Here is a 26,357-nt window from a genome sequence, read left to right on the forward strand (position 1 = left end):
GATGGCCCTCTTGTTTGTTAGGAGGGCTATTTTTTTGTTTAGGGAATTATCAGGTAGAGTGGTTCTATTAGACAATATTCCGAGCTGCTACCTCAAAAGTGTCTAATAGAACTCCTCTATAAGACAAAATCTCAAAAAGAAACCTCAAAAGTGTCCAATAGAACTGGTCTATCGGTCACTACCAAGGAAAAATTCAAAAATCCGTCCAATAGACAACACTTCCCCTACTCCACCACAAAATTCGTCTGATCCAGCCATTTCAATCCGCCGCGCTCCTTCAAATCCCGAACCAGCTGAAACAAGGCTGCATCCTTTTGCTTCGCTTCAATCATACAATGAATCTCCGGTACGCTCCCCTTTACTTCATTTAAAAACGTCAAAAACATCTCCGGGTCCACATAATCAGCATGCGCTCGAAACTCTTTCTCCGACCGGGGACTCGAAATATGCATCTTAATCGGCAAATCCGAATGATCCCAGCTCGAAACAATCCGATCCCAATCTGAGATCCACTCCCTCTCTTCATGGTTCGCCAGGTGGTGATGGTAATCAAACACCATCGGAATCCCTAACTTCTCACAAAGATATAACGTCTCCTTGACCGTAAACGTCGTGTCATCATTTTCTAACATAATCATTCTTTGAATCCCAGGCTTAATGTAGCCCCAATTATGAATAAACTGTTCCAGCGCTTTTTCCTTATCATCGTACCCGCCGCCAACATGAAGTACACACCGGTGCTCGGGATTGATCTCCATCCCCTTCAATAGAGCCTCATGCATCGATAATGTCTTCAAAGAATTTTTTAGTATATCTTTATCTAAAGTATTCAACACAACAAAGTGGTCCGGATGAAAATCGACTCTCATCGAGTGATCCTTTAAAAAATCCGCAATCTTCCCAAGAGACTCCTTCAGCGGTCTAATCTAGTTCCAGTCCCCTAACTCCTCATGATTGGCAAGTGGAATCAAGCGTGAGCTAAATCGGAAAAACTGAATATCATTCCCCACATTATGCTTAAGGAGACGCAGGCAATTCTCCAAATTGGATTCAGCAATTCTTTCTAATTTCCGAATCGCAGCCTCCCGGTCTTTAATTTTTGAGAATTGGGCAAACGTCATGGTTTGAGAGGGCGATGCATGCTGCAATTCCACACTCATCGCTACATACCCTAGTTTCACAATCATTTCTTTCCACCCTCTGCTTTATCGTTATCATTATTCTCACCTAATTGGAACTTTTTAACTACAAATTATTTTCCTAAAAAAGGGGAAATCTATAAAAAAGTTTGCGGAGAGAGTGAACACTATGCCCTTCTTTTCAAAAGAAAAAAAACAAACCCCAAACAGCAATACACCTGAACAAGTTTTTTTAGGAAAGGATTTTGAAGACCGGTTTAACTGGCTGAAGCAGTCATTCCAGCAATGCTCGGATATCACCATCTACGAATTAACCGCTAATCGCACTCGCTGCGGAATTGTTTACTTACAGAACATGGTTGATGATGCGTTATTTGATGAGCAAGTGCTAGCCTACATTACGAATGAGGATTTTGCCTCTTCCCATCAGGAATTTATTCATAAATTACTTGAATTAAAATTAGTCAGCTCTATGTCAAGCATTGTACTAACAGATATGCAGAAGGCTGTAGAACTTGTCCTTGATGGAAATATCTTAATTTTTTTCGAGGGCGATCCGCGGATGCTTGCCTTTCCATTACAAAAATTTGAAAAACGAGCCATCAGTGAGCCTGCAAACGAAAATGTAATCCGGGGACCTAGGGAAGCATTTGTTGAGGATATTCATACGAACATCACCATGATCCGCAGAAGAATTAAAACCCCCGCATTGAAAATGGACCAGCAACTACTTGGTAAATTCACAAAAACAAAAGTAGTGATTGGATATCTAGAAGGAATATGCAAGCCGGAAATCGTCGAGGAAGTCAAACAGCGGATTGGCCGTATTCAAATGGATGGTGTATTGGGAAGCAGCTATATTGAAGAAAATATTGATGATTTCCCATTATCCCCTTTTCCGCAATCGCAAAAAACAGAGCGGCCTGATGTGGTTGCTGCTGCCCTGCTCGAAGGAAGAGCGGTTATTTTGGTGGATGGAACACCGATCCCGCTTATTGTACCCGTTACCTTTTCGATGTTTCTTCAATCTCCGGAGGACTATTATCAACGCTATGTTTTCGCTAGTTTTGTCCGCTGGCTGAGGACGGGTTTTTTAATCCTATCACTGCTATTTCCATCCTTTTATATTGCGTTAACCACTTTTCATCCTGTGATGATTCCATCTGATCTATTATTAAGTGTAGCTGCGGCTAGGGATTTAGTTCCCTTTCCAGCATTAATAGAGGCCCTTATTATGGAATTAACATTTGAAGCCTTACGAGAAGCTGGACTTCGGATTCCAAAAGCAATTGGGCAAGCTATAAGCATATTAGGTGCATTAGTCATTGGGCAAGCAGCGGTTCAAGCAGGAATTATTTCTGCTCCAATGGTCATCATTGTTTCATTAACAGGGATTGCCTCGTTTATCGTACCCTATTTTGATTTAGGTTTTTCGATTCGTGTGCTCCGCTTTCCCATCATGATATTATCGGGTTCTTTTGGAATTTTTGGATTGATGATTGGCTGTCTCCTTACTTATATTCATTTGGTACACCTGCGTTCATTTGGAATGCCGTACATGGCCCCTATTGCACCCTTACGTGTCAATGATTTAAAGGATTCGATTTTACGAGTCCCATGGTGGTTGATGAAACGTCGTCCTTCATTCGTCGGAACAAAGGATTCACAAAGGTCTAATGTCAAATATCGATTTGAAGAGGAAGATGAGGATTGATCAAAGCTCTATTTTTAACAATGGTATCTTGCATATTATTTTTAACAGGATGCTGGTCACGCGTGGAAATAAATGAACGGTCGTTTGTATCATCCATCCTAGTGGATAAGGGGAAAAACGGCAATATTGATGTAACCTTGACCTTCCCACTCCCCAACCGGCTTGCAACAGGCCAATCAGGCGGATCGCTGTCATTGGGGAAACCTTATGCCACCTTAACTTACTCAGGCACAAATATCTCGCAAGCCTTTCATAAAATGCAGGTGGACCTGCCGCGGAAAATTAGTTTTGGACAAGCGAAACTTGTGATTATTGGGCAAGAAATGGCAAAGGAAGGAATTAAAAAAATATTGGAATTTATTATTCGTGAACCCAGCCTCAACATCAATCTAGCTATGTTTGTAGCACCCGGAAAGGCAAAGGAAGTTATTTACATGGCTCCAACCTTTGAAAAGTCGCAAACACGAATCCTGTTAGGTTTTAGTAAAAATGAAATTGCCCTATTAACTACACCTAAGGACTTCCTTGAAACAGTAAATGGTGATATGGCTGTCAGTATTTTAAAAGTAGGAAAACGCAAAATGGTTAGTGAAAATGGCAAAAAGGTCGTTTGGGTTGGTACTGATGGGGTCGCCTTATTTAAAAATTACAAAATGGTCGGTAAACTTACAGCTTATGAAGGACGGGGTGCCCTTTGGCTGCGAAACACAATCAAACAGGCGTTAGTCACCATTCATTCCCCAACGGATCACAAAGAAATTAACTTAACCGTATTGCAGGCAAAAGCAAAAATACATCCATCAAAAAACGAACCATATGCATTTGATGTACACTTCAATGTTGAGGATGACCTTGCTGAATCAGACTCAACGATCGATTTAAGTAGGGAAGCAAACATTAAAAAGTTAGAATTAATTGCAGAAAAAGATATTAGAAAAAGGATTGAGGCAGCCTTTACCACCTCTAAAAAAGCAGGTGCTGATGCCTTTCAATTTGGTGAATATTTATCATGGTACAAACCAAAAATATGGAAAAAAGCACAAAGGAATTGGACATCAATTTATCAAGACAAAGTAAAACTTAATATCACTGTTGATTTAAAAATTAAACGCAGAGGTACCGAGAATAATCCATTTTGGACAAAGGAATTAAGCTCATGATGATCATTATTCTATTTTTCCTCATTATCTTTTTATACGAATGGAATTACCTTAAGAATCGAAATCGAAAGAAAAGAACCTTCTTCATTGTCTTATGTATCATGGGCGTTTCGTTCTGTTATTGTCTATCTACTCACCTTTTCAAGTATAGTCTGGATCCCAATGATTTAATTGAAATCCTTTTTAAACCGCTGCAAAAAAAGATTATAAGTTAGGTGGGGCATCGTTGAAAACAGAGGGAATCTCTCAACAACAAATCATCCAATTTTTAATTCTCTTTTTTTACTCAACATTTGTTGGATTTTCTTCGGTTCAACTCATTAAAATGGCACAATATGATTCTTTAATTGTCATTTTTATCGGGGGTCTAAGTGCTGTTGTTCAAGCCTTAATAGGAATAAAACTTGCCAATCGAAGACCAGATCAATTTATTGTGATTTATGGAAAAGAAATTTTTCCTTACTGGATTCATCTTTTCCTTATGGGGGCAATGTTCTTTTTTTGCTTTCATGGCAGCGCCTTTATGTTAAGAGAGTATGAGGACTTCATTATCCAAGTCTATCTGCCGGAAACACCAAACTGGGCCATTGGGATTCTCTTTGGTGCAACTGTCGCCATAATGGCTCGATTAGGTATCGTTACATTATTTCGATCAGCTCAAGGTTTATTTTTTATCACCATTTTCGCCATCCTTTTAAACACTCTCTTTGTTGGAAAAGAGCTAAGATGGGAGCGTTCAATCGCTTTTATAACCAATCATGATTTCCAAGGAATTCTACAAGGAGGTTATTTTATTTCGCCCTTTTTCTGCGAGATAGTCCTCTTAATTTTTATCTTTCCTTATATTATGGATAAGAAAAGAACAAGAAGATCGCTTTTCTGGGCGATATTCTTTTCAATTAGTTTGATTATCATCTATATTGGTATTTTAATACTACTTTTCGGCCCAAATTTAACGGTACATTTAGCCTACCCAATATTAGAAATGGTTCGATTCATTAAAATCGCTGAATTTATTGAGAACTTAGATCCGCTATTAATTGCCGTGTGGTCTACAATGGTTTATATCAAAATTAGCTTTTTCTTTTATCTGGCCGTTCAAATCCTTGCTCAGTTATTAAAACTAAAAGATTACAGACCCTTAACCTTTTCCTTAGCCGCAGTTGTGGTTTCAATGTCGGTAACGATGGCGGAGAACTATGCCAGTCTTATTGATGTTTATGAACACGCATGGCCTACCTTCGCCCTCTGTGTAGAGTCCATCCCATTATTATACCTTCTAATGGATACCATTAAGAATTATGTAAATAAGAAGTCGATGAACCAAATCGAGAAAAAACCATAAAAGAGCAAGGACATTGTCCTTGCTCTTCTAATGTTTATTGATGGTTATAACTTCTTGGCTTTGATGTCTTACCGCCAGTCCGCTTTTCACCGCTTCTTGGTTTTACCGGTGCTTTTTTTCGGTTACGATCAGAGTTGTATGAACCTCTAGAGTCGTCCCTTCTACGACGGTCTCCACGATCAAACTGTTTTCTATCTCTTTTTTGTGGAAGTGGAGATTCTTCAGTTAATTTAACAGGAGTCGTATCCGGCTCTTTTGTTAACATCTTTAAGACTGCAGCCACAACTGTTTGAGCATCATTGCCATCTAATAATTCTTGTGCTGCTGCTTTGTAATAATGAAGGTTGTTGGATTCAATTGTTTGTACAATTTTATCTACAACTGCACGCTGTTGACCTTCCAAAGCCTCATCAAGGGTTGGAGCCTGCATTCTTTCCATCTTCCTCTTCGTTGTTTTTTCCACAACGGCAAGGTAAGATTTCTCACGTGGTGTGATGAAAGTCATCGCAACACCAGTCTTTCCGGCACGGCCAGTACGTCCAATACGGTGAACGTAGCTCTCTGGATCCTGCGGAATATCAAAGTTATATACATGTGTAACGCCGGAAATATCCAGACCCCTTGCTGCTACGTCTGTTGCAACAAGCACATCCACTGTTCCTTCTTTAAACTTTCGAAGGACCGACATACGCTTTGCTTGAGTTAAATCGCCATGAATACCCTCTGCTGTATATCCTCTTAAAGTCAATGCTTCTGATAATTCATCCACACGGCGCTTTGTCCGTCCAAAAACAATCGCAAGTTCAGGTGACTGAATATCAAGAAGTCTTGTTAATACATCAAATTTATTTCTTTCTTGCACTTCAATATAATATTGTTCAATTAAAGGAACGGTCATCTCTTTCGTTTTTACACGAACAATTTGCGGCTCCTTCATGAATTTTTCTGCCATTCTTTGAATTGGAGCTGGCATTGTCGCAGAGAACAATAGTGTTTGACGCTCAGCTGGTGTTGCAGCAAGAATCGATTCAATATCCTCGATGAATCCCATGTTTAACATTTCATCTGCTTCATCCAGAATAACCGTATTGACGGTATCTAAGCGCATTGTTTTCCGATTAATATGGTCTAGAACCCGTCCAGGGGTACCAACAATAATATGTGGAGCTTTCTTTAATGAGCGGATTTGCCGGCTAATATCCTGACCACCATAAATCGGCAGTACGCGGACTCTTTTTCCTGACCCAATTTTATAGAGCTCTTCGGAAACCTGGATCGCTAATTCACGAGTTGGCGCAATAATGATCCCTTGAATGGCATCCCTTTTTGTATCAACTTTCTCCACCAACGGAATACCAAAAGCAGCTGTTTTACCAGTTCCTGTCTGAGCTTGCCCGATCAAATCAATACCTTTTAGCCCCAACGGAATAGTTTCGGATTGGATTGGTGTAGCTTCCTCAAAACCCATTTTGAGAACAGCTTTTAAGGTGGCCTGACTTATGCCTAATTCTTCAAACTTTGTCAATGTGTTCATTCTCCTTCATCTATATGGAAATATTTGGTATATAAGTGCTGAATATACAAACATACGCATCAAAATGCGGTAATATTACTTCTTTATTTTACCAAAAAAAAGACATTCTCCAAAAGAGTATGCCCTTCAATCATCGTCCTTTAGACACGTTGATGAATATCATACCACTATTACTAGTATTTTGCAATAAAGACATGTTTTAAACCAGTCTTTATCTTAAATAGTCCTTTTCTCCATTAAAAACTCCAGCACTTGAGAAAACAGGGTATCCCGTTCCTCACAGTGGCAAATAAGATGCTTGGAATGCTTGAAAAGGGCGAGTTTTTTCTGTTTGGCACTTATCGTATGGAATAAATATTCAGCGCTTTTAGGCGGCACAATCCCGTCACACTCCCCTTGTGCAATGAAGGTTGGCACGTTTACCTGATGCAGTAGAGGTTTAATAAAAGAAACAAGCCTGCGGAATTGCAAGGTAGCCGCAAAGGGTGTTTCTGTTATTTTTCGTTTATAACGGAGAAATAATTCATTTTCCTGTAATTTTCCGCGCAGGTAATCTTTTATGATCTCTTTAATGTCAACTGCTAATTGCTTGGGGTTCACATAGTAGGCAGCAGCACTCAAAAGAATAAGCCTGTCCACAGGGTATTGGGCGGCAAGATAGCTGGCTATCATTCCACCCATTGAAAAACCTACCACATATACCGTGTCACAGGTATCAATTAGTTTTGTCAATTCGGCTTCAGCATGATTGATCCACTCTTGATAGTGCACCCCCTTTAGGGAGCCGGGAACACCATGCCCCGGCAGTGTGGGAACACTAATCTTCCAATCCGTTCGTTCTTTTAAAAACTCTGCCAGGGGCTCGACTTCGTAAGGAGCACCCGTAAAGCCATGAATCAGTAAGCAGCCAATCATCTTCTCACCTGCCCGTCCCTTTACTTCTTTTGTAAGGATTGAACAATCTCCTCTAATCTCATTCCGCGTGAAGCTTTTACAAGAACAAGCGTGGTTTCATCTACAAATGTTTTTAGCTTTTCAATTAGTTTTGACTTATCTGTAAAGGCAAATACCTGATTCTCGCCTAAAGCTTGACTTGCCCCTTTGGCAATATGTCCGCCTAACTCCCCATAGGTGAACAGATAATCAATTTTTTCTGGGTTTAGTTGTGAGCCTACTTGCAGATGGTACTGTTCTTCCTGCGGTCCCAGCTCGAGCATATCTCCGAGAACGAGGATTTTTCGTTTATAACCTTGAAGATTGGATACCAATTCGATCGCTGCTATCATGGATGTCGGGCTGGCATTATAAGCATCGTTGATAATCTTTTCACCTTGTTTTCCTTCGACTAACTCCATTCGCATGTTTGTCAGCTTAATATTAGCCAATCCTGGATTCATTTTTTCAAATGGAATTGAAAAATAACGGGCAATCAGCATGGCGGCTAGTGCATTTAAAATATTATGCGTGCCGAGAACAGGAAGTTCAAAGGTCGTCTCGGATACGTTAATTTTAAAGGAGTTGCCTTGCTCGATTTGGGTTATATCCTTAGGATAAAGATCATTCGTTACATTTCTTCCAAAGGTTTGGATATTAATATTCCCTTTATATTCGAAAATCCGCTCCATTAATAAGGGCTCATCACCGTGAATCACGGCAAGTCCACCATCACGGAGTCCTTGAAGAATTTCAAGCTTTGCTTCGGCAATCGCTTCTCTTGAACCTAAGTCAAGTAAGTGAGATTCCCCAATGTTGGTAATCACTACAGCATCTGGACAGGCAAGTTTGGTCAGGAAAGCAATTTCCCCTCGGCCGCTCATTCCCATCTCCAATACCGCAATTTCAGTTTCCTCACTTAACCCTAAAACCGTTAATGGAAGTCCAAGATGGTTGTTGTAGTTCCCTTCCGTCTTTTGAACCTTATACTGGGTAGCTAATAAACTAGCTGTCATATCCTTTGTAGTGGTTTTACCATTACTGCCCGTAATCCCTACTACTTTTACTGATAATTCCTGTCGATATTTTCGTGCCATCTCCTGCAAAGCAACAAGGCAGTCGTCAACAAGTAAGATCGGCAGCCCTTGTGGCGGATTGGGTACATCCTTTTGCCATAGAGATGCTGCTGCCCCTTTTTTGATTGCCTCTTCTACATACTTGTGACCGTCGGCATGTTCGCCTTTAAAAGGGACAAATAAATTTCCTGCTTGAACTTTTCGCGTGTCGATGGTAACCCCCTCAATGACAATATCAGCGAATGGGGTAATATCATTTATGGCGGAGGCCATGTCTGAAATCTGTTTTAAAGAACGTTTGATCAATTGGTTTCCCTCCTTTTTTTATTTGCTAAATAGAAACGGACACGGCAGCTGAGCCGTGCCTCCATTATTTTAATTAAAAGGTATACTTAATCTGCTGTTTCTCCGCATGGCGCTCTTTGGCAAGCTGAACAAGTCGTTCAATCAACTGCGGATACTCTATGCCTGTATGCTTCCATAAAAGCGGGAACATACTGAAAGGGGTGAAGCCCGGCATCGTATTTACCTCATTAATGAAGGCTTTGCCATCCTTTGTTAAGAAGAAATCAGCACGAACAAGTCCAGAACAGTCGAGTGCTTTAAAAGCACGAACAGCCATCTCCTTCATTTGTTCATACTCTTCTTTGGTTACCTCAGCAGGGATAATTAACGCTGTTTCCCCATCCTCATACTTCGCTTTGTAATCATAAAAATCTTTCTTCGGAACGATTTCACCGGCTACCGAGCATTCCGGATCATCATTGCCAAGAACTGCGATTTCAACCTCACGGGCAACGACTCCTTGTTCAATAATGACTTTCCGGTCAAATTGGAAGGCCTCAACAAATGCAGCATCTAATTCAGCACGATTGGTACATTTGCTGATTCCCACACTAGAGCCAAGATTAGCTGGTTTAACAAAGCACGGATAACCAAGCTGTTCTTCTACACGAGTATAGGCCTCTTCCTTCGCCTTCGCCCATTCACTTTTGATGAAAGAAACATAGTCAACCTGAGCCAGCCCTGCTTGCTCAAAAATATTTTTCATCAACACTTTATCCATACCAGCGGCTGACGCAAGAACTCCATTTCCCACATACGGCAAATTAAGCAGCTCTAATAAGCCTTGGACCGTCCCGTCTTCACCATTTGGCCCATGTAGTAATGGAAAAATAACATCAAGCGCTGCAGCTTCCTGCTGATTGGCCTGAAAAAGGGCAGGCGCCAAGGTTAAAGGGGATAACTGAGGCGCATTGGTGAATTCAAGTGCTTGAACATTTTCAACCGGCTCAAGCAGCTGCGGTCCTTTAATCCACTGTCCTTCAACATTTATATAAATGGGGTAAATTTCAAATTTTTCAAGGTCTAATGCTCGCATGACAGCTAGAGCTGTCTGTAAGGAAACCTTATGCTCAGCAGATTTCCCTCCATATAACAAACCTAATTTTGTTTTCATTTCTATTCCTCCAAATTCTCTCTCACATTTTATTTTACCATTTTACTAATTAAGAAAGGAAATGTCGCAGACCTGTTTTTACATGTTTTTTTCCCTTATGTATTATTTTATGATGCCAAGTGCTTGCTTCAATACCGTCTATCAGCATTTTGTCACGATGTCTATCCATAAGGCCTGTTTTTCCTGCATAATAGGGGTTAACAAAGAAAGCGCGAGCACTTCTTATGAAGCACGATCAAGACGAAAGCTAGGGAAGAATAAACTTCCATTTATAAGAAAAACAGTCCTGCCACTAGGACTGTTTTTCTATCTTATACGACATTGAGCTTCCACTCTTTTGTTCTCTTATCAAAGATGAGTTTGGCATGGTATGGCTTATTGGAAATGTCTTGATACTCCTCATACATATCATCCATATTATCAAAATCGCCCATGACCCAAATCGGAATATCAATTCTTGTCCGCTGGTGTTCCGCATCTCGTAAGGATATACAAATACCCTCTTTCATAAACGGTGTTAACGAGAGAAGAAATTCTTTATTGACCTGCGGATAACTCCGTTTCTTTCTGATTCCAAGGATCGTTTTTTCAAGCTTTAGTTCCCCAAGCTTAACGGCAATCACTTCACTTAGTAAGTGAAAAAAGTCCTTAAAGCTTCGATAATAAATTTTGTTATACCACCCATCATCATGCGCTAAATAAACAAAGCGATTGCCTAGTTTATTGTAAAAGGGCAGCTTTAAATGCTGCTTCTGATGTCCTAGGTATAATAATTCAGCTAATTCCTGACCAGAAAGTTCATTCAATACTTCTTCCTCTGTGAAATCAATCCAGCAAAAGTTTCCGTAACTGTAAACATCCTCTGCTGCTAACTTATCAATTCGGTCATCCGGACAATAATCGAGCAGGGTATGCATATTAAAATCAGCATCATCAAAACGGTGCTTGAGTAAAAGCAGATGATTTAATGAACCTGAAAAAGCAGCAGCAAATTCGCTGAATTCGATACCGTAGGACATGACATACTGGTCGGATTGATTAAGATGAACATAGATAAGATCCCGTATGTCTTGATGATGCTTTTTCAAAGCCAAACTCCTCCGTTCAACCATATGTAATATGTTAATGGACAGTTTCCGTGAAACTTCCAATTTTCCTTTTGTAAGTCCTTCCTTATTTTATCAAATTATAGGCCTAATAGCATATTTCATTTCTTTTACAAAAAATTTTCAGCAATTACACATACTACTTTATATATCCTACTTGTTATTATTTGTTCATCTACCATTTTTAATAGCTAATTTTTAAAAGCACCCATAGAAAGGGGCAATTTAAGATGATAAAAAATATGACGGCAGATGAAATAAGCCTTTATATTATTAAAACACTAAAGGAAAATAAAAAAGCTGAATTTGAAACCATCCTTGAGGAACTCCAGCCTTATGATATCGCTAAAATCTATAAGGACCTGCCGGAAAAGCATAAGGGCAGATTTTTACTATTTCTAAACACTGATGTATTAGCAGACTTAATGGAGGAGCTTGATAAGGAGGAACAGCTTGGGTTATTAAATATTCTTGGAATTGAAAAATCCAGTAAAGTTTTAGACTTGATGGACAATGATGATTTAGCCCTGTTGTTAAATGAATTATCCCCAGAGAAAAAGGATTCCCTTTTATCTGGAATGAAGAAAGAGGAGTCTCATGCCGTTCAAGGCATTATGAATTATCCGCCGGAAACGGCGGGGCGAGTGATGACCAATCGCTTTGTTTGGATTCGGGACTATTTTACAGTCAGGGAAGCCGTAGACAAGTTTAAAATATTTGCCGAGTTTGCTGAATCGATTAACTACTTGTATGTCATTGATGAGGACCGGAAGCTGGTTGGCGTTGTCTCGTACCGCGATTTATTACTGGCCGAACCGGCGGAAAAAATCCGTGACATTATGTACGAACGAGTGATTGCCGTTTCCGTTACAACCGACCAGGAAGTCGTTGCCCAAACGGCTGAACGATATGATTTTCTAGCCATACCTGTTGTGGATGAAAACTCTGTCTTAGTCGGGATTGTGACCGTCGATGACATTATTGATATTTTCATCCAAGAGGCGAATGAGGATATTGAAAAATTATCAGCTTCAGGGAAATCGATTGACTTCGAAACAAAAACGCTAGTAGCTGCAGCGAGGCGGTTACCATGGCTGATTTTATTATTATTTATAGGTGTTATTTCTGGAAGGATCATTAGCAGTTTTGAGGAGACCCTGCAGAAAGTTGTCGCACTGGCCTTCTTTATGCCGATGATTGCTGGGATGACGGGAAATACCGGTACCCAGTCGCTCGCAGTGGTGGTCAGAGGCTTGATTACACAAGAGGTCAATAAAAAGGTGATTACTCGATTAGTTGCACGGGAGCTTGGTGTTGGGATTACAATTGGGGTAATCTGTGCGCTAATTATCGCCATTATCGCATACATCTGGCAAGGAAATTTAATTTTAGGTGCTGTCGTAGGTTCCTCGCTTTTTTTCACGCTCATTATTGGGACCCTTGCCGGGACGATTATTCCGTTGATCTTATATCGTTTGAAGATTGATCCAGCTGTAGCGTCAGGTCCGTTAATTACAACGTTAAATGATATCTTCTCGCTCATGACTTACTTTGGGATCGCAACGATGTTTTTGAAACATTTGATGTAAGAAAAGCGCAAGCGCCCTGGTCAGCGGCGTATGGCCTGGAGTGCTCCAACTGAGATAAAGGAAACACGAAGAGCGGCAGCGATTCGATGTTGACTTATCGTAGGGCGGAGCGCGAAGGACACTAGCCGCTAGGGCGCTGGAGCTGGACAATTTTCAAAGTCATTTTTTATACTTTTTAAATTCACAAAAAATATGAAACCTTTCGCTTAACAATTCGTTAATACTAGAAGTCACATTCCTGAATCAGGCATGATTTCGAAAGTACCACCATATTTATTTCAATATGAGACAAACTGGTTTAAAATAAGAAACATAATTTGTTAACAAGAAATAAGCGAAGGTGAATTATGACAGACTATATTAGCTCTATTTTGGAATTCTTATCACAGTTAGGCTATTTTGGTGTTGCTTTGGGACTGATGATCGAGATCATCCCAAGTGAAATTGTTTTAGGCTATGGCGGCTATATGGTTTCACAGGGGCACTTGAATTTTATCGGCGCTGTGATTGCCGGGACAATCGGCGGAACGATTGCCCAGCTATTTTTATATTGGGCCGGTTATTATGGCGGGAGACCCTTTTTGGAGAAATACGGGAAATATATCCTCATTAAAAAGAAACATATCGATGTCGCAGAACACTGGTTTGAAAAATATGGAGCCGGAGTTATCTTTTCTGCTCGGTTTATTCCCGTGGTAAGACACGCTATCTCTATTCCTGCAGGGATTGCCAAAATGCCTGTCAGTAAATTTATTCTCTACAGTGTCGCAGCCATATTGCCTTGGTCGATCCTATTTTTGTATTTAGGTAAGGCGTTAGGCAGCAATTGGTCACATGTAAAAGAGGTCGCACAGCCTTATGTCCTTCCGCTTATTATTGCAGCTATTGTGTTGGGTGCTATTTATTATTTAGTTAAAAAAATGAAGAAAACCACCGAATAATGGATACTCGGTGGTTTTTTTCATTTTGATTGCTTCGAAAATTTTGTTTGGGCCCAGGCATCAAGCCTTTTTACATGTTGTTTCCCAATCGTAAAGCCATATACAAGGAGCAGGACAATAATCAGCGTAAACAGATCGATTCGTTTCGAAGAAATAAAATTGATGATCCCCATGAGCACTTGCGGAATCACACCTGTTAGGGCGAATAAAACCGTCGCCACCTTAAACCAAAAGCTAGATTTAAGCCGATACCGTGCATATAAAAGAAAAAAAGTGGAAGTCCATGCCAGAACCTCAAGACTGACTAATATCACCCATTTATTTTCAAGCAAAAAATCCAACATCAACAACCCCTTCCTATTCAAAATAAAAAACCTGAAAGAAAGATCGCAGCACGACCATTTCTCCCAGGCTTTTCTCCTTCCGTGGATACAGAAGCAGATGCTTCTGTACGTTTTCTCTCGGACCAGACTGGTTTTAGACCACGGAACCCTAGAAAACCATTTTTTATAAGTATATTTTCCTTAAAAGCAGCCATTCCTATTTTTTAAAATGAAATGGAAGTGTCGCCACAATAACCTTCTTCTTAAAAATCAGGTAGGCACGAATTAACAAACTTGATTGGTTATGCAGGATATTGTGCCAGCTTTTTTTCGTAATAAACTGCGGAATCAGCACGGTAACTCGATAATTATTTTCACTCGCTTTGTGCTCAACCGTATCAATAAACTTTGACAATGGATTTAAGATGCTGCGATAGTGCGAGTGCAAGGTGACCAACCGGACATCAGGCTGCCATTTCTGCCATTTTTCCTCGAATCGTTTCTCATCTTCACGATCAAAGGAGACATAAACAGCAAAAATTTGATCCGTTAGAGATTTGGCATAATTAATAGAATTTTCTACCACTTTGGTAATCCCAGCAACCGGAACAATAATCACGTTTCCTTGAATCGCCATTGCTTCATCTTCCGGATGAATTCGTAACTGTTCCCCAACAGCTTCATAATGCGAGTTAATTCGTTTAAACATGAGAACAATTAACGGCAAGAATATAACGACAAACCATACTTGACTAAATTTCGTGACAAAGAAAATGATTAATACGGTTAAAGTAATTAGGGCCCCAATGAGATTGGCGGTTAATTTGGCTACCCAGCCCGCTGGTTTTGAACGCAGCCATTTAATAATCATCCCTGTTTGCGATAAGGTAAACGGAATAAACACCCCAACCGCATAAAGTGGGATTAAGTGCTCCGTTTGGCCCTTTGACACGATGATTAAAATGATGGAAGCAACTCCTAAAGATACTATCCCATTGGAATAACCAAGACGGTCTCCTCGAATCGTAAACATCCTCGGCATGTATTTATCTTTTGCGAGCGCAAACGCTAATAGTGGAAATGCTGAATAGCCGGTATTGGCAGCTAGTACCAAAATCAAGGCTGTTGTTCCTTGGACAAAGAAGTAAAGATAATTACGCCCAAAAGTTTCTTTTGCAATTTGTGAAACAACGGTTTCGTCCGCTTTTGGTGCAATTCCGTAATAATAAGCCAAAAAGGTGATTCCCGAAAATAACAAAGCCAAAAGAGAACCCATTAATACTAATGTTTTCGCGGCATTTCTAGGTGCCGGATCTTTAAAGGTCGGGATTGCATTAGAAATGGCTTCTACTCCTGTTAAGGCTGAACATCCTGACGCAAAGGCACGAAGAAGCAAGAATAGGGTAATTCCCTGAACAGGCGCCCCAATTGGAGCATGCTGGGCAGTTGGGGAAATATCCCCCGTTAAAACTTTAAAAATCCCAACACCAATTAGTAAAAACAGCGCGATGACAAATAAATAGACCGGATAAGCCAAAATAGTGGCAGATTCGGTTAATCCGCGCAGATTTAAAATTGTAATCAAGATAACTAATACACAGGCTATAGAAACGGTATGTGCATGTAAAGACGGAAATGCAGAGGTAATCGCATCCGTACCGGCTGTAACACTAACCGCCACCGTTAAGATGTAATCAACTAATAAGGAGCCACCGGCAATCAAACCTGCCTTCTCTCCGATATTTTCTTTCGAAACGACGTAAGCCCCTCCGCCATGAGGATAAGAATAAATAATTTGCCGATAAGATAATATGAGTGCAGCTAAGAGAAATAGTACCCCAACAGCAATAGGTACGGAATACCAGAAAGCCAAAACGCTAATTGTTGCTAGTACAATCAGGATTTGTTCAGTTCCGTAAGCTACTGATGATAAGGCATCTGAAGATAAAATGGCTAACGCCTTTAAAATTCCTAACTTTTGCTCGCCTAATTCCGTCGATTTTAACGGACGGCCGATTAAAAAACGCTTAAAAGAAGAAAGCACGTGATTTTCACCCACCACTTTTTGAAGTAGAATTACCGATTGATTTTATCACAACAGCGTTGTTAATATGAAGTATTTCTTTAAAAAAGAGCGCAATATTTAACATTTTGATGAACGCTTTTGATGTAAGCGTCTGTCATTTTAAAAAAAGGGATAGCTACCTTTACTGTTTCCATTTCCAATGAAATCATCCAGCTTTATCCCCAAAGGATCGAAAAAGGTATGGATCTAATCCATACCTTTTAATTACCCATTCTTTGGGACCTCAAGCGATCCCTATGTAAGAAATAGAAGTAGAGCAGCATCGAAACCGCAATCGAGACAGCCGATGTTCGATAAATACTGCTGTAGCCAAGGAGGTGGCTTATTTGGCCGAATATCATGGCACCAAGGCCGATTCCCAAGTCAAAAAAGGAATAGAAGGTGGCTGTCGCCATTCCCCTTCGGTTGACAGGCACCTTTTCAATAGACCAGGCCTGAAGAGCAGGCTGGACCATCCCAAATCCCAACCCATAAAGAATCGCCGCAAGATATAAGATTAGGCTATTAGGCAGCCAGGCCAGCAGTACCATAGCAGCTAAAATGAGTAAGGTTCCCGGAATAAAAACGGCCCGAAGTCCTTTTCGGTCATATAACTGACCCGCAAACGTTCTCGTAATCATTAAAGCCAATGCGTAGAATAAGAAGTATAATTGAATCCCCGAGATATGCTTTTCGGCTGTATATAACGGAAGAAAAGCTGCAATCCCGCCAAAGGTAAACGTAATAAAAAACATTAGAGCTGATGGCTTTAAGGCACCTTTTTCATACAAATCAAGTTTGGTTTTTCCTTGCACTGGTTTGGGGTCGACTTGTTTATAGGTTATTCTCGATGAGAGAATCAGTGCGGCCAAACCTAAACCAGCACAAAGAAGAAAAAATGGTTTAAACGGGATCATCCCTGTTAAAATCAGACCTAGTGACGGGCCAAACGCCAGCGCCAAATTACCTGAAAGTCCGTAAAACCCCATCCCCTCCCCCCGCCTCGAGACAGGAATTAAATCTGAGGCGATCGTTCCTGATGCGGTTGTAGAAAAGCCCCAGCCGCCACCTTGTACGACCCGCATCATAAATAACAAGACGATGCTAGTTAAGAAACCAAAAGAACCAACTGAAACCACAAAGATGGCCAGGCCGAATATATACACAAATCTTCTGCCTTTTGTTTCAAGAGCCTTACCTGCATAAGGTCGAAGCAATAACGCAGAAAATGTAAATATTCCGACAACAAAGCCAATTAGTTGATCATTGCCGCCTAAATCTTCCACAAACAGTGGAATCGTCGGAAGTGTCATTTGAAACCCAAGAAAGATAAAGAAATTAGCCAGACAAATCAGTATAAAGTCTTTTGTCCAAATTCTTTCTTTCTGAAGCTGTTTTTCCATAAAGCAAAGATTCTCCTTCCCTTATATGTATGAAAAGCCGTTTCTGTTGATCAATAGAAACGACTTTCCGCGAAAATTATTTGGTGTTTGCTGTCTCAATTACTCGGTTCATCGCCTGAATTTGCCCTAGATGGATCGCCTCATGGAAGATAGCAAAATTAGCCAATTCTCCAAAGGTTTCTTGACCAAGAAACGGTGTTTTTAACTTTTCACTAAAGCTCTCGGCCGGAATTACCTTGATTCTGTTCATTTGGTCTTTTAACTGCTCCGCTAATACTTTTATGGATGGAACCTCACCTTGCCAATCAGCAGGTTTTGTACCAGTGGCAAAAAACTCCATATAATTAGCAGGAAGACTGGTTGACTTTATAGGAAAACCAAACATAAATTGTTCTGCAACCGTTAGGACATGTCCCACATGCCAATGGATGGTATTGTTAAATCCCACTGGTTGTACATCCACATTTGCCCCATCAAGCATCTCTACACTTTTTACTAATTTACTTCTTGTCAGCTCAAAGCTTTTAATTAGAAGTTCACTCATTCTATCTTCTCCTCTCATACCTTCTCGCTTTCTATTCTATACTCAATAGTGAACTAATATTAAATGAAATGACTTTACATTTCTTCGGGTGCTTCAATACCTAACAGGCGCAAGCCCTCCTTAAGTACAATGGTAACCGAATAGACAAGTGCTAGGCGTGACGCTAGATTTTCATTTTCCTCTAGGATTTTCACTTCTGCATAGTACTTGTTAAAGCTTTGCGCTACATCAATAATGTACTTCGCGACAAGCGATGGATCATGATTCTCACATGCCCGCTTAATAGCCGGTGCAAAGTCAAGCAAGAGACTCGCGACCTTCCATTCCTTTTCCCACGTATTTGGCTCGTTTTCGGCAAGGGCTTCTGCGTGATACTCTCCTTTTCGTAAAATCGAGCATGCACGTGCAAAGGTGTACTGCACATATGGTCCTGTCTCTCCTTCAAAACGGAGCATTTCCTCCAGGGAGAATTCAATATCATTCATGCGGTTATTTTTTAAATCATGGAAAATGACCGCTCCTACGCCGACCTGTTTCGCTACCTGATCCTTGTTGAGCAAATTCGGATTCTTTTCTTTAATATTATGGCGGGCCATGGCAATCGACTCGTTTAATACTTCCTCTAATAAAACGACCTTACCCTTACGTGTGGACATCTTTTTGCCGTCTTTTAACATCATTCCGAATGGGACATGAACCATTTTCTCAGCCCATTCATAGCCCATTTTCCCTAGAACTGCGATAAGCTGCTTGAAATGCAGACTTTGTTCATGGCCGACTACATATAACGACTGAACAAAATCATAGTTTTCTTTACGATACAGCGCCGCTGCCAAATCGCGGGTGGCATAAAGGGTAGCCCCATCCGACTTTTTGATTAGACATGGCGGGAGCTGTTCCTCTGTTAAATCCACGACCATCGCCTGATCAGATTCTACTAACAGCTGTTTTTCCTCAAGCAGGTTAACGATTCGATCCATTTTGTCATTGTAAAAAGCTTCACCGGCAAACGAATCAAATTCTACATTCATCAGGTCATATATTCGCGAGAACTCTTTTAGTGACTCATCGCGGAACCACTGCCAAAGTTTCTGGGCCTCCTCATTTCCATCCTCCAGCTTTTTAAACCAGCTGCGGCCTTCATCTTCTAATGATTTGTCCTCTTCTGCCTCTTCATGGAATTTAATATACAGGGATAAGAGTTCTTTGATTGGATTTTGTTTAACGTTTTCTTCTTCGCCCCAAAGTTTATAGGCTGTTATTAGTTTTCCAAACTGTGTACCCCAATCGCCAAGGTGGTTAATCTTGAACGGCTTATAGCCGCATTTTGCTGCTATATGGGCTAAGGCATTCCCTATCACGGTCGAACGCAAATGCCCCATTGAGAACGGCTTGGCAATATTCGGCGATGACATATCAATCGTGACCGTGCCGCCCTTCCCGAAATCAAGTGCGCCAAATTGTCCCTTTTCTGTGATCACTTGGTTAATGAGTTTTTCGGACACAAGCTTTTTATTTAAAAAGATATTGATATACCCGCCTGCGACCTCTACCTTAACGAAAGCTGGTGATTTAATTTGCACACTTAGTTCGTTGGCAATAACGTTAGGTGATTTTCGTTTTATTTTAGCAAGTGTAAAACAGGGGAATGCTAAGTCTCCATGGTCGGAATTTTTTGGTTTTTCAATTAATATTTCCAATTGTGCAGTTGAAATTTCTTGGTCAAGCAGCCCATTGAGTATGGATGCCAGCTCCTTTTTATAGTTCATTTTAAAAACCTCCTTTTTTGATAAAAATAAATAAAAAAACCCCCGCCTCTATAAAAGAGACGAGAGTTTGTATTTCCCGCGGTACCACTCTAATTGTTCACATGAACCAGCTTTCTTTTGTAACGGAGGAATCTCCGGCCACACCCTATTTCGTTCAGGCTGGCATCTCCAAAGTGCGCTTCATTATCTGCTCAATATCAGGCTTCCACCGTCCCTGACTCGCTAGGACTTCCCAGATAACTACTCTCTTTTTCATAGATTTTACAGGTTGATTAACAGTTATTATACTGGAAAGATTAGGATTTATCCATAGGCGTTGATTATTTTTTTCATTGGGAATCCTTACTGTAAGGAGGGATTTTCATGTCAAGACGAAATAAAATACTTGTTCCAGAAGCCCGTAATGGATTAGACGCTTTAAAAGCAAGAGTGGTCCAATCGGGTAGTCCTGAGAATGCTAAATTTGAAGCAGCCGAAGAGGTTGGTGTTCCCCTGAAAAAAGGGTATAATGGCCAACTGACATCTGAACAGGCTGGGAAGGTCGGCGGCAGGCTAGGCGGCAGCATGGTCCGTGAACTGGTCAAAATGGCACAGGAAAATTTGAGTAAAAAGCAATAATTTAAAGGAGCCATTTGTCAATGGCTCTAACACTATTTCAAAAAAAGTTTGACAATTCTGTGACAATTGGTAGAATATTCAGTATAAGGGGGAATGGTTGAGATGCATGAAAAACAGGTAAAGAATTTACGGGCTTTTAAAATGGCAGCAGCCTACGGTGGCGGAATTGGAATCATCTTTCTTTTATTCGGAATTTTTGCAAGCGGTTACAATCTTATACTTGGACTTGGCATCGGCATAACCGCCGCCTCTATCGTCCTATTCCTATGTGGAACCTTTTTATCTTTAATGGAAGAATACACGCATTCAAATAAAGGAAAAACATCGATGGCACGATCCTCAGGGCAGTTTTATTATGATTATACAAAAAGAAACGAAAGCGCCCTGAAGAGCGGCTTTGACCTTAGGGCTTCCAGACGCTGGAGCTAGAAAAAAAGACTTGTGAGTGCTCACAAGTCTTTTTATTTTGTCTTTCCTCCTACTAGGAAGATTTTCATGAGCTCGGCAATTTGCTCCGAACTTAATGGTTCATGATCTCTTTCCCAATCGGAAACAAGGGCTATGTACATTTTTAACAAGAGGAAACTAATAACCTCTGTATTTCCAGGTGGGATAGCTCCTTTTTCAATCGCTATTTTAATCTTTTTTCTTAAATAAGCAATGATTTCATCCTCAACATGCCGTAACATATCTGATACGGCTAATGTCCCCATTTCTTTTTCCTCTTGGACTAGCTTGATCATCAGCTGATGCTGCGAACGAAAAGCTAATAATCGAGTCAGAGCCCGGTGAACATTTTCCGTGAATAGTAATCCAGGTTCGATAACAGCTTCTGCCTCGGCAATCATTTCTTTTACTAATTTAGATATGATTTCTTCAAATAGTTCTTCTTTATTTTTAAAAAAGGTATAAATGGTTCCTTTTCCAACATTAGCGAGCCTTGCTACCTGGTCCATGGTGGTGGCCTTATAGCCGAATAAAGAAAAGGACTTTGTTGCCGCTTCTACAATCATGGTTCTTCTGTCGGAAGCCATTTCACAACCCTCCTATTTGACTAATTTAGTTCTCTGGTCATATTTTACTATAACATAGCCTTTGCTTCCTTTCAAACATAGGTAAGAGATATTTGGAAATGTTTTCAAAGTTTTCACTTATCAAGGAGAGATTTTTTAGTAGAATAGATTTGATATTAGAAAGGAAGTGGAAGTGATGATTAAGAAGGCTTTAACTAAATCGACTGACTTACTTATCCTTGATTAATTAATTACACGAATGAATTTATCCAAGGATGACAAGCAAAATTTCGAAAACTTAAAAAGAGGCTATGAGGGTGAGGTGATTTTCAATGGGATGACGGAAAAACTTGAATGTGATTGTCTTATTTTAAATGGGTTACTACTTGAGATCAACCATACAAAATTCCAAATTGATTCATTGATCATCATGCAACAGCTTATTTACCTAAACGAAGTGAAAAACTTTGAAGGTGACTACTTCTATGAAAATAAGAAGTTCTATTCTATAACTGAAAAAGAACGGAAAGACCCCCTACTCCAATTGGACCGCTGTTCTTCTCTCCTCCGCCAATTGCTCCAATATCTTGGATATCCTATACCAATTGAACCTTGGGTTGTTCATATCAATCCTGAATTTTCCTTATATCAAGCCCCACGGAATGAGCAACTTGTTCTCCCAACACAAGTTAAACGCTATTTAAATAAAATAAACACTACCCCATCGAAATTAACTAGTAAGCACGAACGGCTTGCCGATCAACTACTCTCCCTTCATATTGTTAAGTCGCCCTATTCTAATTTGCCAGCTTATACTCATGATCAATTAAAAAAGGGAATCGTTTTTCAAGTATGCCATTCTTTTATGGTTTTTCTACGCGGCAAATACTGTGTCTGTGGGGAATGCGGTCATGAAGAGGAGGTGGAATCAGCTGTATTACGGCAAGTGGCACAGTTACGGCTTCTTTTTCCAGACCGAAAGATCACAACCAGTACAATCCATGATTGGTGTCAGGTTGTGGAGTGTAAGCGGAGATTAAACCGGATTCTTGAGAGAAACTTTAATTTGATTGGGGAGCGTCATGGGTTTATTATGAGTGATACTTTAGTTTGATTGATTGGCTGGGAGTACTTCAAGAAAATTTGATTATTTTGTTCAATAGGTGTTCCGCTATTGGACATTTTTTCTCTCAAATTAGAAGTTTTGTCCTTTAGAACCCCTCTATTGGACAATTTCTTAAGCGGGGAAACTTTTTTGTCCAATAGGACTCTGCTATTGGACATTTTTTTCTTCAAATCAGAAGTTTTGTCCTTTAGAACAGCTCTATTGGACAATTTCTTAATCAGGGGTACTTTTTTGTCCAATAGAACTCTGCTATTGGACATTTTTTTCTTCAAATCTGAAATTTTGTCCTTTAGAACCGCTGCTATTGGACAATAACTGCCTTAACTCCACATAACTTGTCTAAATAATACCCTTTTTCAAAAAAACAAAGCCCGTCAATTCGCTAAATCATGCACGTTTCTTATTTGAACAGGATACCTATAGTTCCTAATCAAGTCTTTCCAAAGCAGACAAATATTCTTTTATCTTTCGGTTATAAAATCCAATTACCCCCATTAAAATTAATTTATACAAAGTATTAAAAAATCTTATACATTCATGGAGAATTTATGAATTTAACGAAACTTGAAGCATTTATTTTAGTTATTGAAAAGAAAAGTTTTTCCGAAGCAGCCATCGCTCTTAAAAGTTCTCAACCGGCGACCAGTTTAAAAATTAAGAGTTTAGAAGAAGAACTGGGGCTAGACCTCTTAGACCGAGGAAGTTCGGGCATCCAGCCGACGGCAGCAGGTATGCTTGTTTACCAAGCCTCCAAAGAGATGGTACAGCGCTGGCGGAGGCTTGAAGATGACCTCCGTGCCTTTGAAGATACCTTGACAGGAACCCTAACCATCGGAGCCAGCACCATCCCTGGAACTTACCTGGTCCCAAGCTGGGTTAAAAAATTCCGAAGTCTCTATCCGAACGTAGCGGTGACCATTGAGATTAGCGATTCCAAAGAGGCTCTTAGAAAACTTCAGAATCAGCTCGTGGATGTCTGTATTACCGGACTGCCTTCTGAATCGAAAGCACTTAGCTATAAACAGGTTTCCTCTGATGCCTTAGTATTAATTGCCCCCTATCACCATCCATTGGGGCTTTCTAATGAGCCGACTTTTGAGCAAATTAAACAGTTTGATTTTGTGATTAGAGAGGAGGGTTCTGGTACCCGAAAGGTTATGGAAGATTACCTATCAATCCATTCCCATTCCCCTTCACTTTCTGATTTAAACCCTGTTGTATCCATCGGAAGTACTGAAGCCGTCATTGCTGCGGTAGAAGCAGGACTTGGGATTAGTTTTGTTTCGAAACTAGCAGCCGTGCCAGCTGCCAAAGCAAAGCGGATTCAAATTATTGAAAAATTCGAGCCCTTCCAACGAAATTTTTATTTTACCACTCTTAGTGATGCGAAAGATCGTCCGATTATCAAAGAATTTTCCGAAATAATAGGATCCTAAACAAGGAGGAGTATAGAATGAAAACAAGCAAGACACTGATCTTAACCTACTCAGCATTGGCGATAGCACTGAACGTTATCTTAGGCACTGTCGTCTCTTCACTGAAAATCCCGCTATTGTTCCTCGATACCATTGGAACCGTCCTTATTGCTGTGTTGTTCGGTCCATGGTGGGGAGCATTGGCCGGCGCTTTAACTAATATGGTTCTTGGCGTTACAACCGAACCATCTGCGATCTTCTTTGGGCTTGTCAATGTTGCCATTGCATCGGTTGCAGGATACATGGGGAAAAGGTTTGATTTTAGAAAATGGTACATTGCCTTACTCACCGGAATTGTATTATCCATTATTGCTCCGCTTATCGGAACGCCAATTGCCGTGGCGGTCTATGGAGGATTAAATCGAAGCGGTATGGACCTAGTCGTCTTATGGCTGCGTTCTGCTGGAGAAAGCGTGTTTGCCTCGACATTTATTTCAAGGATTACTGGGAACTTTATGGATAAAATTATTACCTGCCTGCTGGTTGCGTTTATGGTTTCCCGTCTGCCAAATTTCTCAAAAATGATAAATAAGGGGAAAAGTAATGCAGCGTAGCAAAAAGATTTTAATCGTCTCTCATTGCATTTTAAATCAGAATACGGTTATTGAAGGTGAAGCCCGGGCAGAAGGCGCCGTCCTTTCAGCAGTTGAGTGGGCCCTAAAACAAGGATTCGGATTTCTTCAGCTTCCCTGTCCGGAATTTACCTTCCTTGGTTTAGACCGGCCATCAATGACCTATGAAGAATACAATACCCCGGAATACAGGAAACATTGCAGGGAAATCTTACTCTCGATCCTTCTTCAGGCACAAGATTATGTTAATAACGGGTACGAGATTATGGGCTTACTAGGAATACAAAGCAGCCCATCTTGTGACCCGATAAGAGGAATTTTCATGGAAGAACTGAGAGCGATGTTTACCGAAAACGGTATTACCTTAAAAACACTCTGGTATTTACCGAACACAAGTGAGCCGGAATTTAAGAGTGAGGAGCATTATATTCAAAAGTAAAACAGGCCAGCCTCAAAATGGAGGCCGGCTTGTCTTTTACTCTAGCGGTATTTTCCGGTTTTCAACTTCATTTAAAAATTTAATTAAACGTTCGTTTAGTTTTTTTCCTTACTGTTATTCTTTAACTAAACGTTTGATTAGTTCTCAAAATCCCTTCCCTATAGGCATATTTCCATCTAATCAAACGTTTAATTAGTTTTCCAGCGCTACCTTAAAAAAATCAATCAAACGTTTAATTAGTTTTCACCACCTCAAAAAGTTAATCAAACGTTTAGTTAGTTTGAACAATCCTCCTTTGTTGGACAGGAAACTATATTGTGGCTTAGCTGTTTAAAAATGAATGTTCACAAGTCTATCACTAGAGAGAATTTTCATTGCTCTCTCAATCGTCTATAATAGGATTGGGGTGAGCACATGGCACGTGAACGCAAATTTTCAACAGATAGTTTATTTCTAATTACCAAACAAATGCTTTTAGCACATGGCTATGAAGGATTTTCATTTAGTCTTTTAGCTGACCAGTTGGAAATCTCCAGAGGAGCCATTTACAAGTATTACGATAATAAAGAAGAACTCATCACAGATTATATGCTCTATGAAATGGAGCATTTTCTGGCAGAATTAAAGGACATTGAATCCGTAGATGGTTTTGATGCACAGTTTGACTTTTTAATAAATCTTATTTTCAAGAATTCGACCATTCCGCATATGATTGAATTAGGACGCCGCATACCCATCAACGGTAACCAAAAGGTCAAAGAAAACCACGAAAAGCTCGATAAACAACATTTAAATATGTATCAACATTTACAAGGCTTCATCTCTCTTGGCAGGCAGGAATTAAAGTTGAGAGAGACACTGCCCGATCCGTTAATACTTGGATTCATTTTTCAAACGATTATGATTCCTAATCACTTTGGAATTCCTCATTCCATATGGATTAGTTCCATTAAAGAAATGATTCGTCATGGAATGTTAAGAAATGAATAATTGACACTAGTGTCACTTTAACTG

General features: G+C 40.2%; 23 protein-coding genes, 1 pseudogene, 1 riboswitch and 1 other annotated feature. Of the genes and pseudogenes, 12 read left to right on the forward strand and 12 right to left on the reverse strand.

What is annotated here, in order from left to right:
* Positions 1–224: 224 nt before the first annotated feature.
* A pseudogene (gene uvsE / locus J7E81_RS28735) lies at positions 225–1,187 on the reverse strand (UV DNA damage repair endonuclease UvsE).
* A 121-nt stretch (positions 1,188–1,308) separates the two neighbouring features.
* Between uvsE and J7E81_RS28740 the strand changes: the two are divergent.
* The 3 genes from J7E81_RS28740 (at position 1,309) to J7E81_RS28750 (ending at position 5,358) form a co-directional block, all read left to right on the forward strand.
* Entirely contained in the window at positions 1,309–2,853 is a 1,545-nt protein-coding gene (locus tag J7E81_RS28740) for a spore germination protein (RefSeq protein WP_215047588.1), read from the forward strand.
* Complete coding sequence (locus J7E81_RS28745; protein WP_215047589.1) at positions 2,850–4,013, forward strand: Ger(x)C family spore germination protein; 1,164 nt, start codon at positions 2,850–2,852, stop codon at positions 4,011–4,013. Before J7E81_RS28740 ends, J7E81_RS28745 begins: the two co-directional genes overlap by 4 nt.
* Before the next feature lie 226 nt (positions 4,014–4,239).
* Positions 4,240–5,358, forward strand: coding sequence for a GerAB/ArcD/ProY family transporter (locus J7E81_RS28750; RefSeq protein WP_215047590.1), 1,119 nt, complete (start codon positions 4,240–4,242; stop codon positions 5,356–5,358).
* Positions 5,359–5,392: 34 nt separating this feature from the next.
* Here J7E81_RS28750 and cshA read toward each other — a convergent pair whose 3' ends face one another.
* The 5 genes from cshA to J7E81_RS28775 form a co-directional block, all read right to left on the reverse strand.
* Positions 5,393–6,892 carry a degradosome RNA helicase CshA gene (gene cshA / locus J7E81_RS28755; protein WP_483861577.1) on the reverse strand — a complete coding sequence of 500 codons (1,500 nt, stop codon included), beginning with the start codon at positions 6,890–6,892 and terminating at the stop codon, positions 5,393–5,395.
* Positions 6,893–7,108: 216 nt separating this feature from the next.
* Positions 7,109–7,807: an alpha/beta hydrolase gene (locus J7E81_RS28760; RefSeq protein ID WP_215047592.1), complete on the reverse strand. Its 699-nt coding sequence runs from the start codon at positions 7,805–7,807 to the stop codon at positions 7,109–7,111.
* 20 nt (positions 7,808–7,827) lie between these two features.
* Entirely contained in the window at positions 7,828–9,207 is a 1,380-nt protein-coding gene (locus tag J7E81_RS28765; RefSeq protein ID WP_215047593.1) for a UDP-N-acetylmuramoyl-tripeptide--D-alanyl-D-alanine ligase, read from the reverse strand.
* Between the two features lie 73 nt (positions 9,208–9,280).
* A complete protein-coding gene (locus J7E81_RS28770; protein WP_215047594.1) occupies positions 9,281–10,360 on the reverse strand; it encodes a D-alanine--D-alanine ligase in 1,080 nt (359 codons plus the stop codon).
* A gap of 311 nt (positions 10,361–10,671) precedes the next feature.
* Positions 10,672–11,448, reverse strand: coding sequence for a hypothetical protein (locus J7E81_RS28775; protein WP_215047595.1), 777 nt, complete (start codon positions 11,446–11,448; stop codon positions 10,672–10,674).
* Between the two features lie 248 nt (positions 11,449–11,696).
* On the opposite strand from J7E81_RS28775, the gene mgtE reads away from it, so the two are divergent.
* Together mgtE and uptA are read left to right on the forward strand one after the other, a co-directional pair.
* Positions 11,697–13,055, forward strand: a complete 1,359-nt coding sequence (mgtE, locus tag J7E81_RS28780; protein WP_215047596.1) for a magnesium transporter — start codon at positions 11,697–11,699, stop codon at positions 13,053–13,055.
* A gap of 344 nt (positions 13,056–13,399) precedes the next feature.
* Positions 13,400–13,996, forward strand: coding sequence for an undecaprenyl phosphate transporter UptA (gene uptA, locus J7E81_RS28785; protein WP_215047628.1), 597 nt, complete (start codon positions 13,400–13,402; stop codon positions 13,994–13,996).
* Between the two features lie 20 nt (positions 13,997–14,016).
* Here uptA and J7E81_RS28790 read toward each other — a convergent pair whose 3' ends face one another.
* The 5 genes from J7E81_RS28790 to argS form a co-directional block, all read right to left on the reverse strand.
* A complete protein-coding gene (locus tag J7E81_RS28790; protein ID WP_215047597.1) occupies positions 14,017–14,340 on the reverse strand; it encodes a hypothetical protein in 324 nt (107 codons plus the stop codon).
* A 58-nt stretch (positions 14,341–14,398) separates the two neighbouring features.
* Positions 14,399–14,503, reverse strand: a riboswitch (guanidine-I (ykkC/yxkD leader).
* Positions 14,504–14,536: 33 nt separating this feature from the next.
* Positions 14,537–16,363, reverse strand: a complete 1,827-nt coding sequence (locus tag J7E81_RS28795; protein WP_215047598.1) for an APC family permease — start codon at positions 16,361–16,363, stop codon at positions 14,537–14,539.
* Positions 16,364–16,605: 242 nt separating this feature from the next.
* Positions 16,606–17,787 carry an MFS transporter gene (locus tag J7E81_RS28800; RefSeq protein ID WP_215047599.1) on the reverse strand — a complete coding sequence of 394 codons (1,182 nt, stop codon included), beginning with the start codon at positions 17,785–17,787 and terminating at the stop codon, positions 16,606–16,608.
* Positions 17,788–17,863: 76 nt separating this feature from the next.
* Positions 17,864–18,331, reverse strand: coding sequence for a DinB family protein (locus tag J7E81_RS28805; protein WP_215047600.1), 468 nt, complete (start codon positions 18,329–18,331; stop codon positions 17,864–17,866).
* A gap of 74 nt (positions 18,332–18,405) precedes the next feature.
* Positions 18,406–20,100 (reverse strand): arginine--tRNA ligase, encoded by a 1,695-nt coding sequence (gene argS, locus J7E81_RS28810; protein WP_215047601.1) that lies wholly within the window; start codon positions 20,098–20,100, stop codon positions 18,406–18,408.
* A 52-nt stretch (positions 20,101–20,152) separates the two neighbouring features.
* Positions 20,153–20,365: a binding site (T-box leader), on the reverse strand.
* Positions 20,366–20,463: 98 nt separating this feature from the next.
* On the opposite strand from argS, the gene J7E81_RS28815 reads away from it, so the two are divergent.
* Positions 20,464–20,718 (forward strand): alpha/beta-type small acid-soluble spore protein, encoded by a 255-nt coding sequence (locus tag J7E81_RS28815; protein ID WP_215047602.1) that lies wholly within the window; start codon positions 20,464–20,466, stop codon positions 20,716–20,718.
* Between the two features lie 102 nt (positions 20,719–20,820).
* Positions 20,821–21,147 carry a hypothetical protein gene (locus J7E81_RS28820; RefSeq protein WP_215047603.1) on the forward strand — a complete coding sequence of 109 codons (327 nt, stop codon included), beginning with the start codon at positions 20,821–20,823 and terminating at the stop codon, positions 21,145–21,147.
* A gap of 32 nt (positions 21,148–21,179) precedes the next feature.
* Here J7E81_RS28820 and J7E81_RS28825 read toward each other — a convergent pair whose 3' ends face one another.
* Positions 21,180–21,752: a TetR/AcrR family transcriptional regulator gene (locus J7E81_RS28825; protein WP_215047604.1), complete on the reverse strand. Its 573-nt coding sequence runs from the start codon at positions 21,750–21,752 to the stop codon at positions 21,180–21,182.
* Between the two features lie 316 nt (positions 21,753–22,068).
* On the opposite strand from J7E81_RS28825, the gene J7E81_RS28830 reads away from it, so the two are divergent.
* From J7E81_RS28830 to J7E81_RS28850, 5 genes are all read left to right on the forward strand, one after another.
* Complete coding sequence (locus tag J7E81_RS28830) at positions 22,069–22,845, forward strand: nuclease-related domain-containing protein (RefSeq protein ID WP_251028952.1); 777 nt, start codon at positions 22,069–22,071, stop codon at positions 22,843–22,845.
* 560 nt (positions 22,846–23,405) lie between these two features.
* A complete protein-coding gene (locus J7E81_RS28835; protein WP_215047605.1) occupies positions 23,406–24,293 on the forward strand; it encodes a selenium metabolism-associated LysR family transcriptional regulator in 888 nt (295 codons plus the stop codon).
* A 17-nt stretch (positions 24,294–24,310) separates the two neighbouring features.
* Complete coding sequence (locus tag J7E81_RS28840) at positions 24,311–24,886, forward strand: CD3073 family putative ECF transporter S component (protein WP_215047606.1); 576 nt, start codon at positions 24,311–24,313, stop codon at positions 24,884–24,886.
* Positions 24,876–25,343 carry a CD3072 family TudS-related putative desulfidase gene (locus J7E81_RS28845; protein ID WP_215047607.1) on the forward strand — a complete coding sequence of 156 codons (468 nt, stop codon included), beginning with the start codon at positions 24,876–24,878 and terminating at the stop codon, positions 25,341–25,343. Before J7E81_RS28840 ends, J7E81_RS28845 begins: the two co-directional genes overlap by 11 nt.
* 414 nt (positions 25,344–25,757) lie before the next feature.
* Entirely contained in the window at positions 25,758–26,333 is a 576-nt protein-coding gene (locus J7E81_RS28850; RefSeq protein ID WP_215047608.1) for a TetR/AcrR family transcriptional regulator, read from the forward strand.
* The last annotated feature ends 24 nt before the right edge of the window (positions 26,334–26,357 follow it).

Source organism: Bacillus sp. ISL-18 (assembly GCF_018613415.1).
GTDB lineage: Bacteria > Bacillota > Bacilli > Bacillales > Cytobacillaceae > Neobacillus.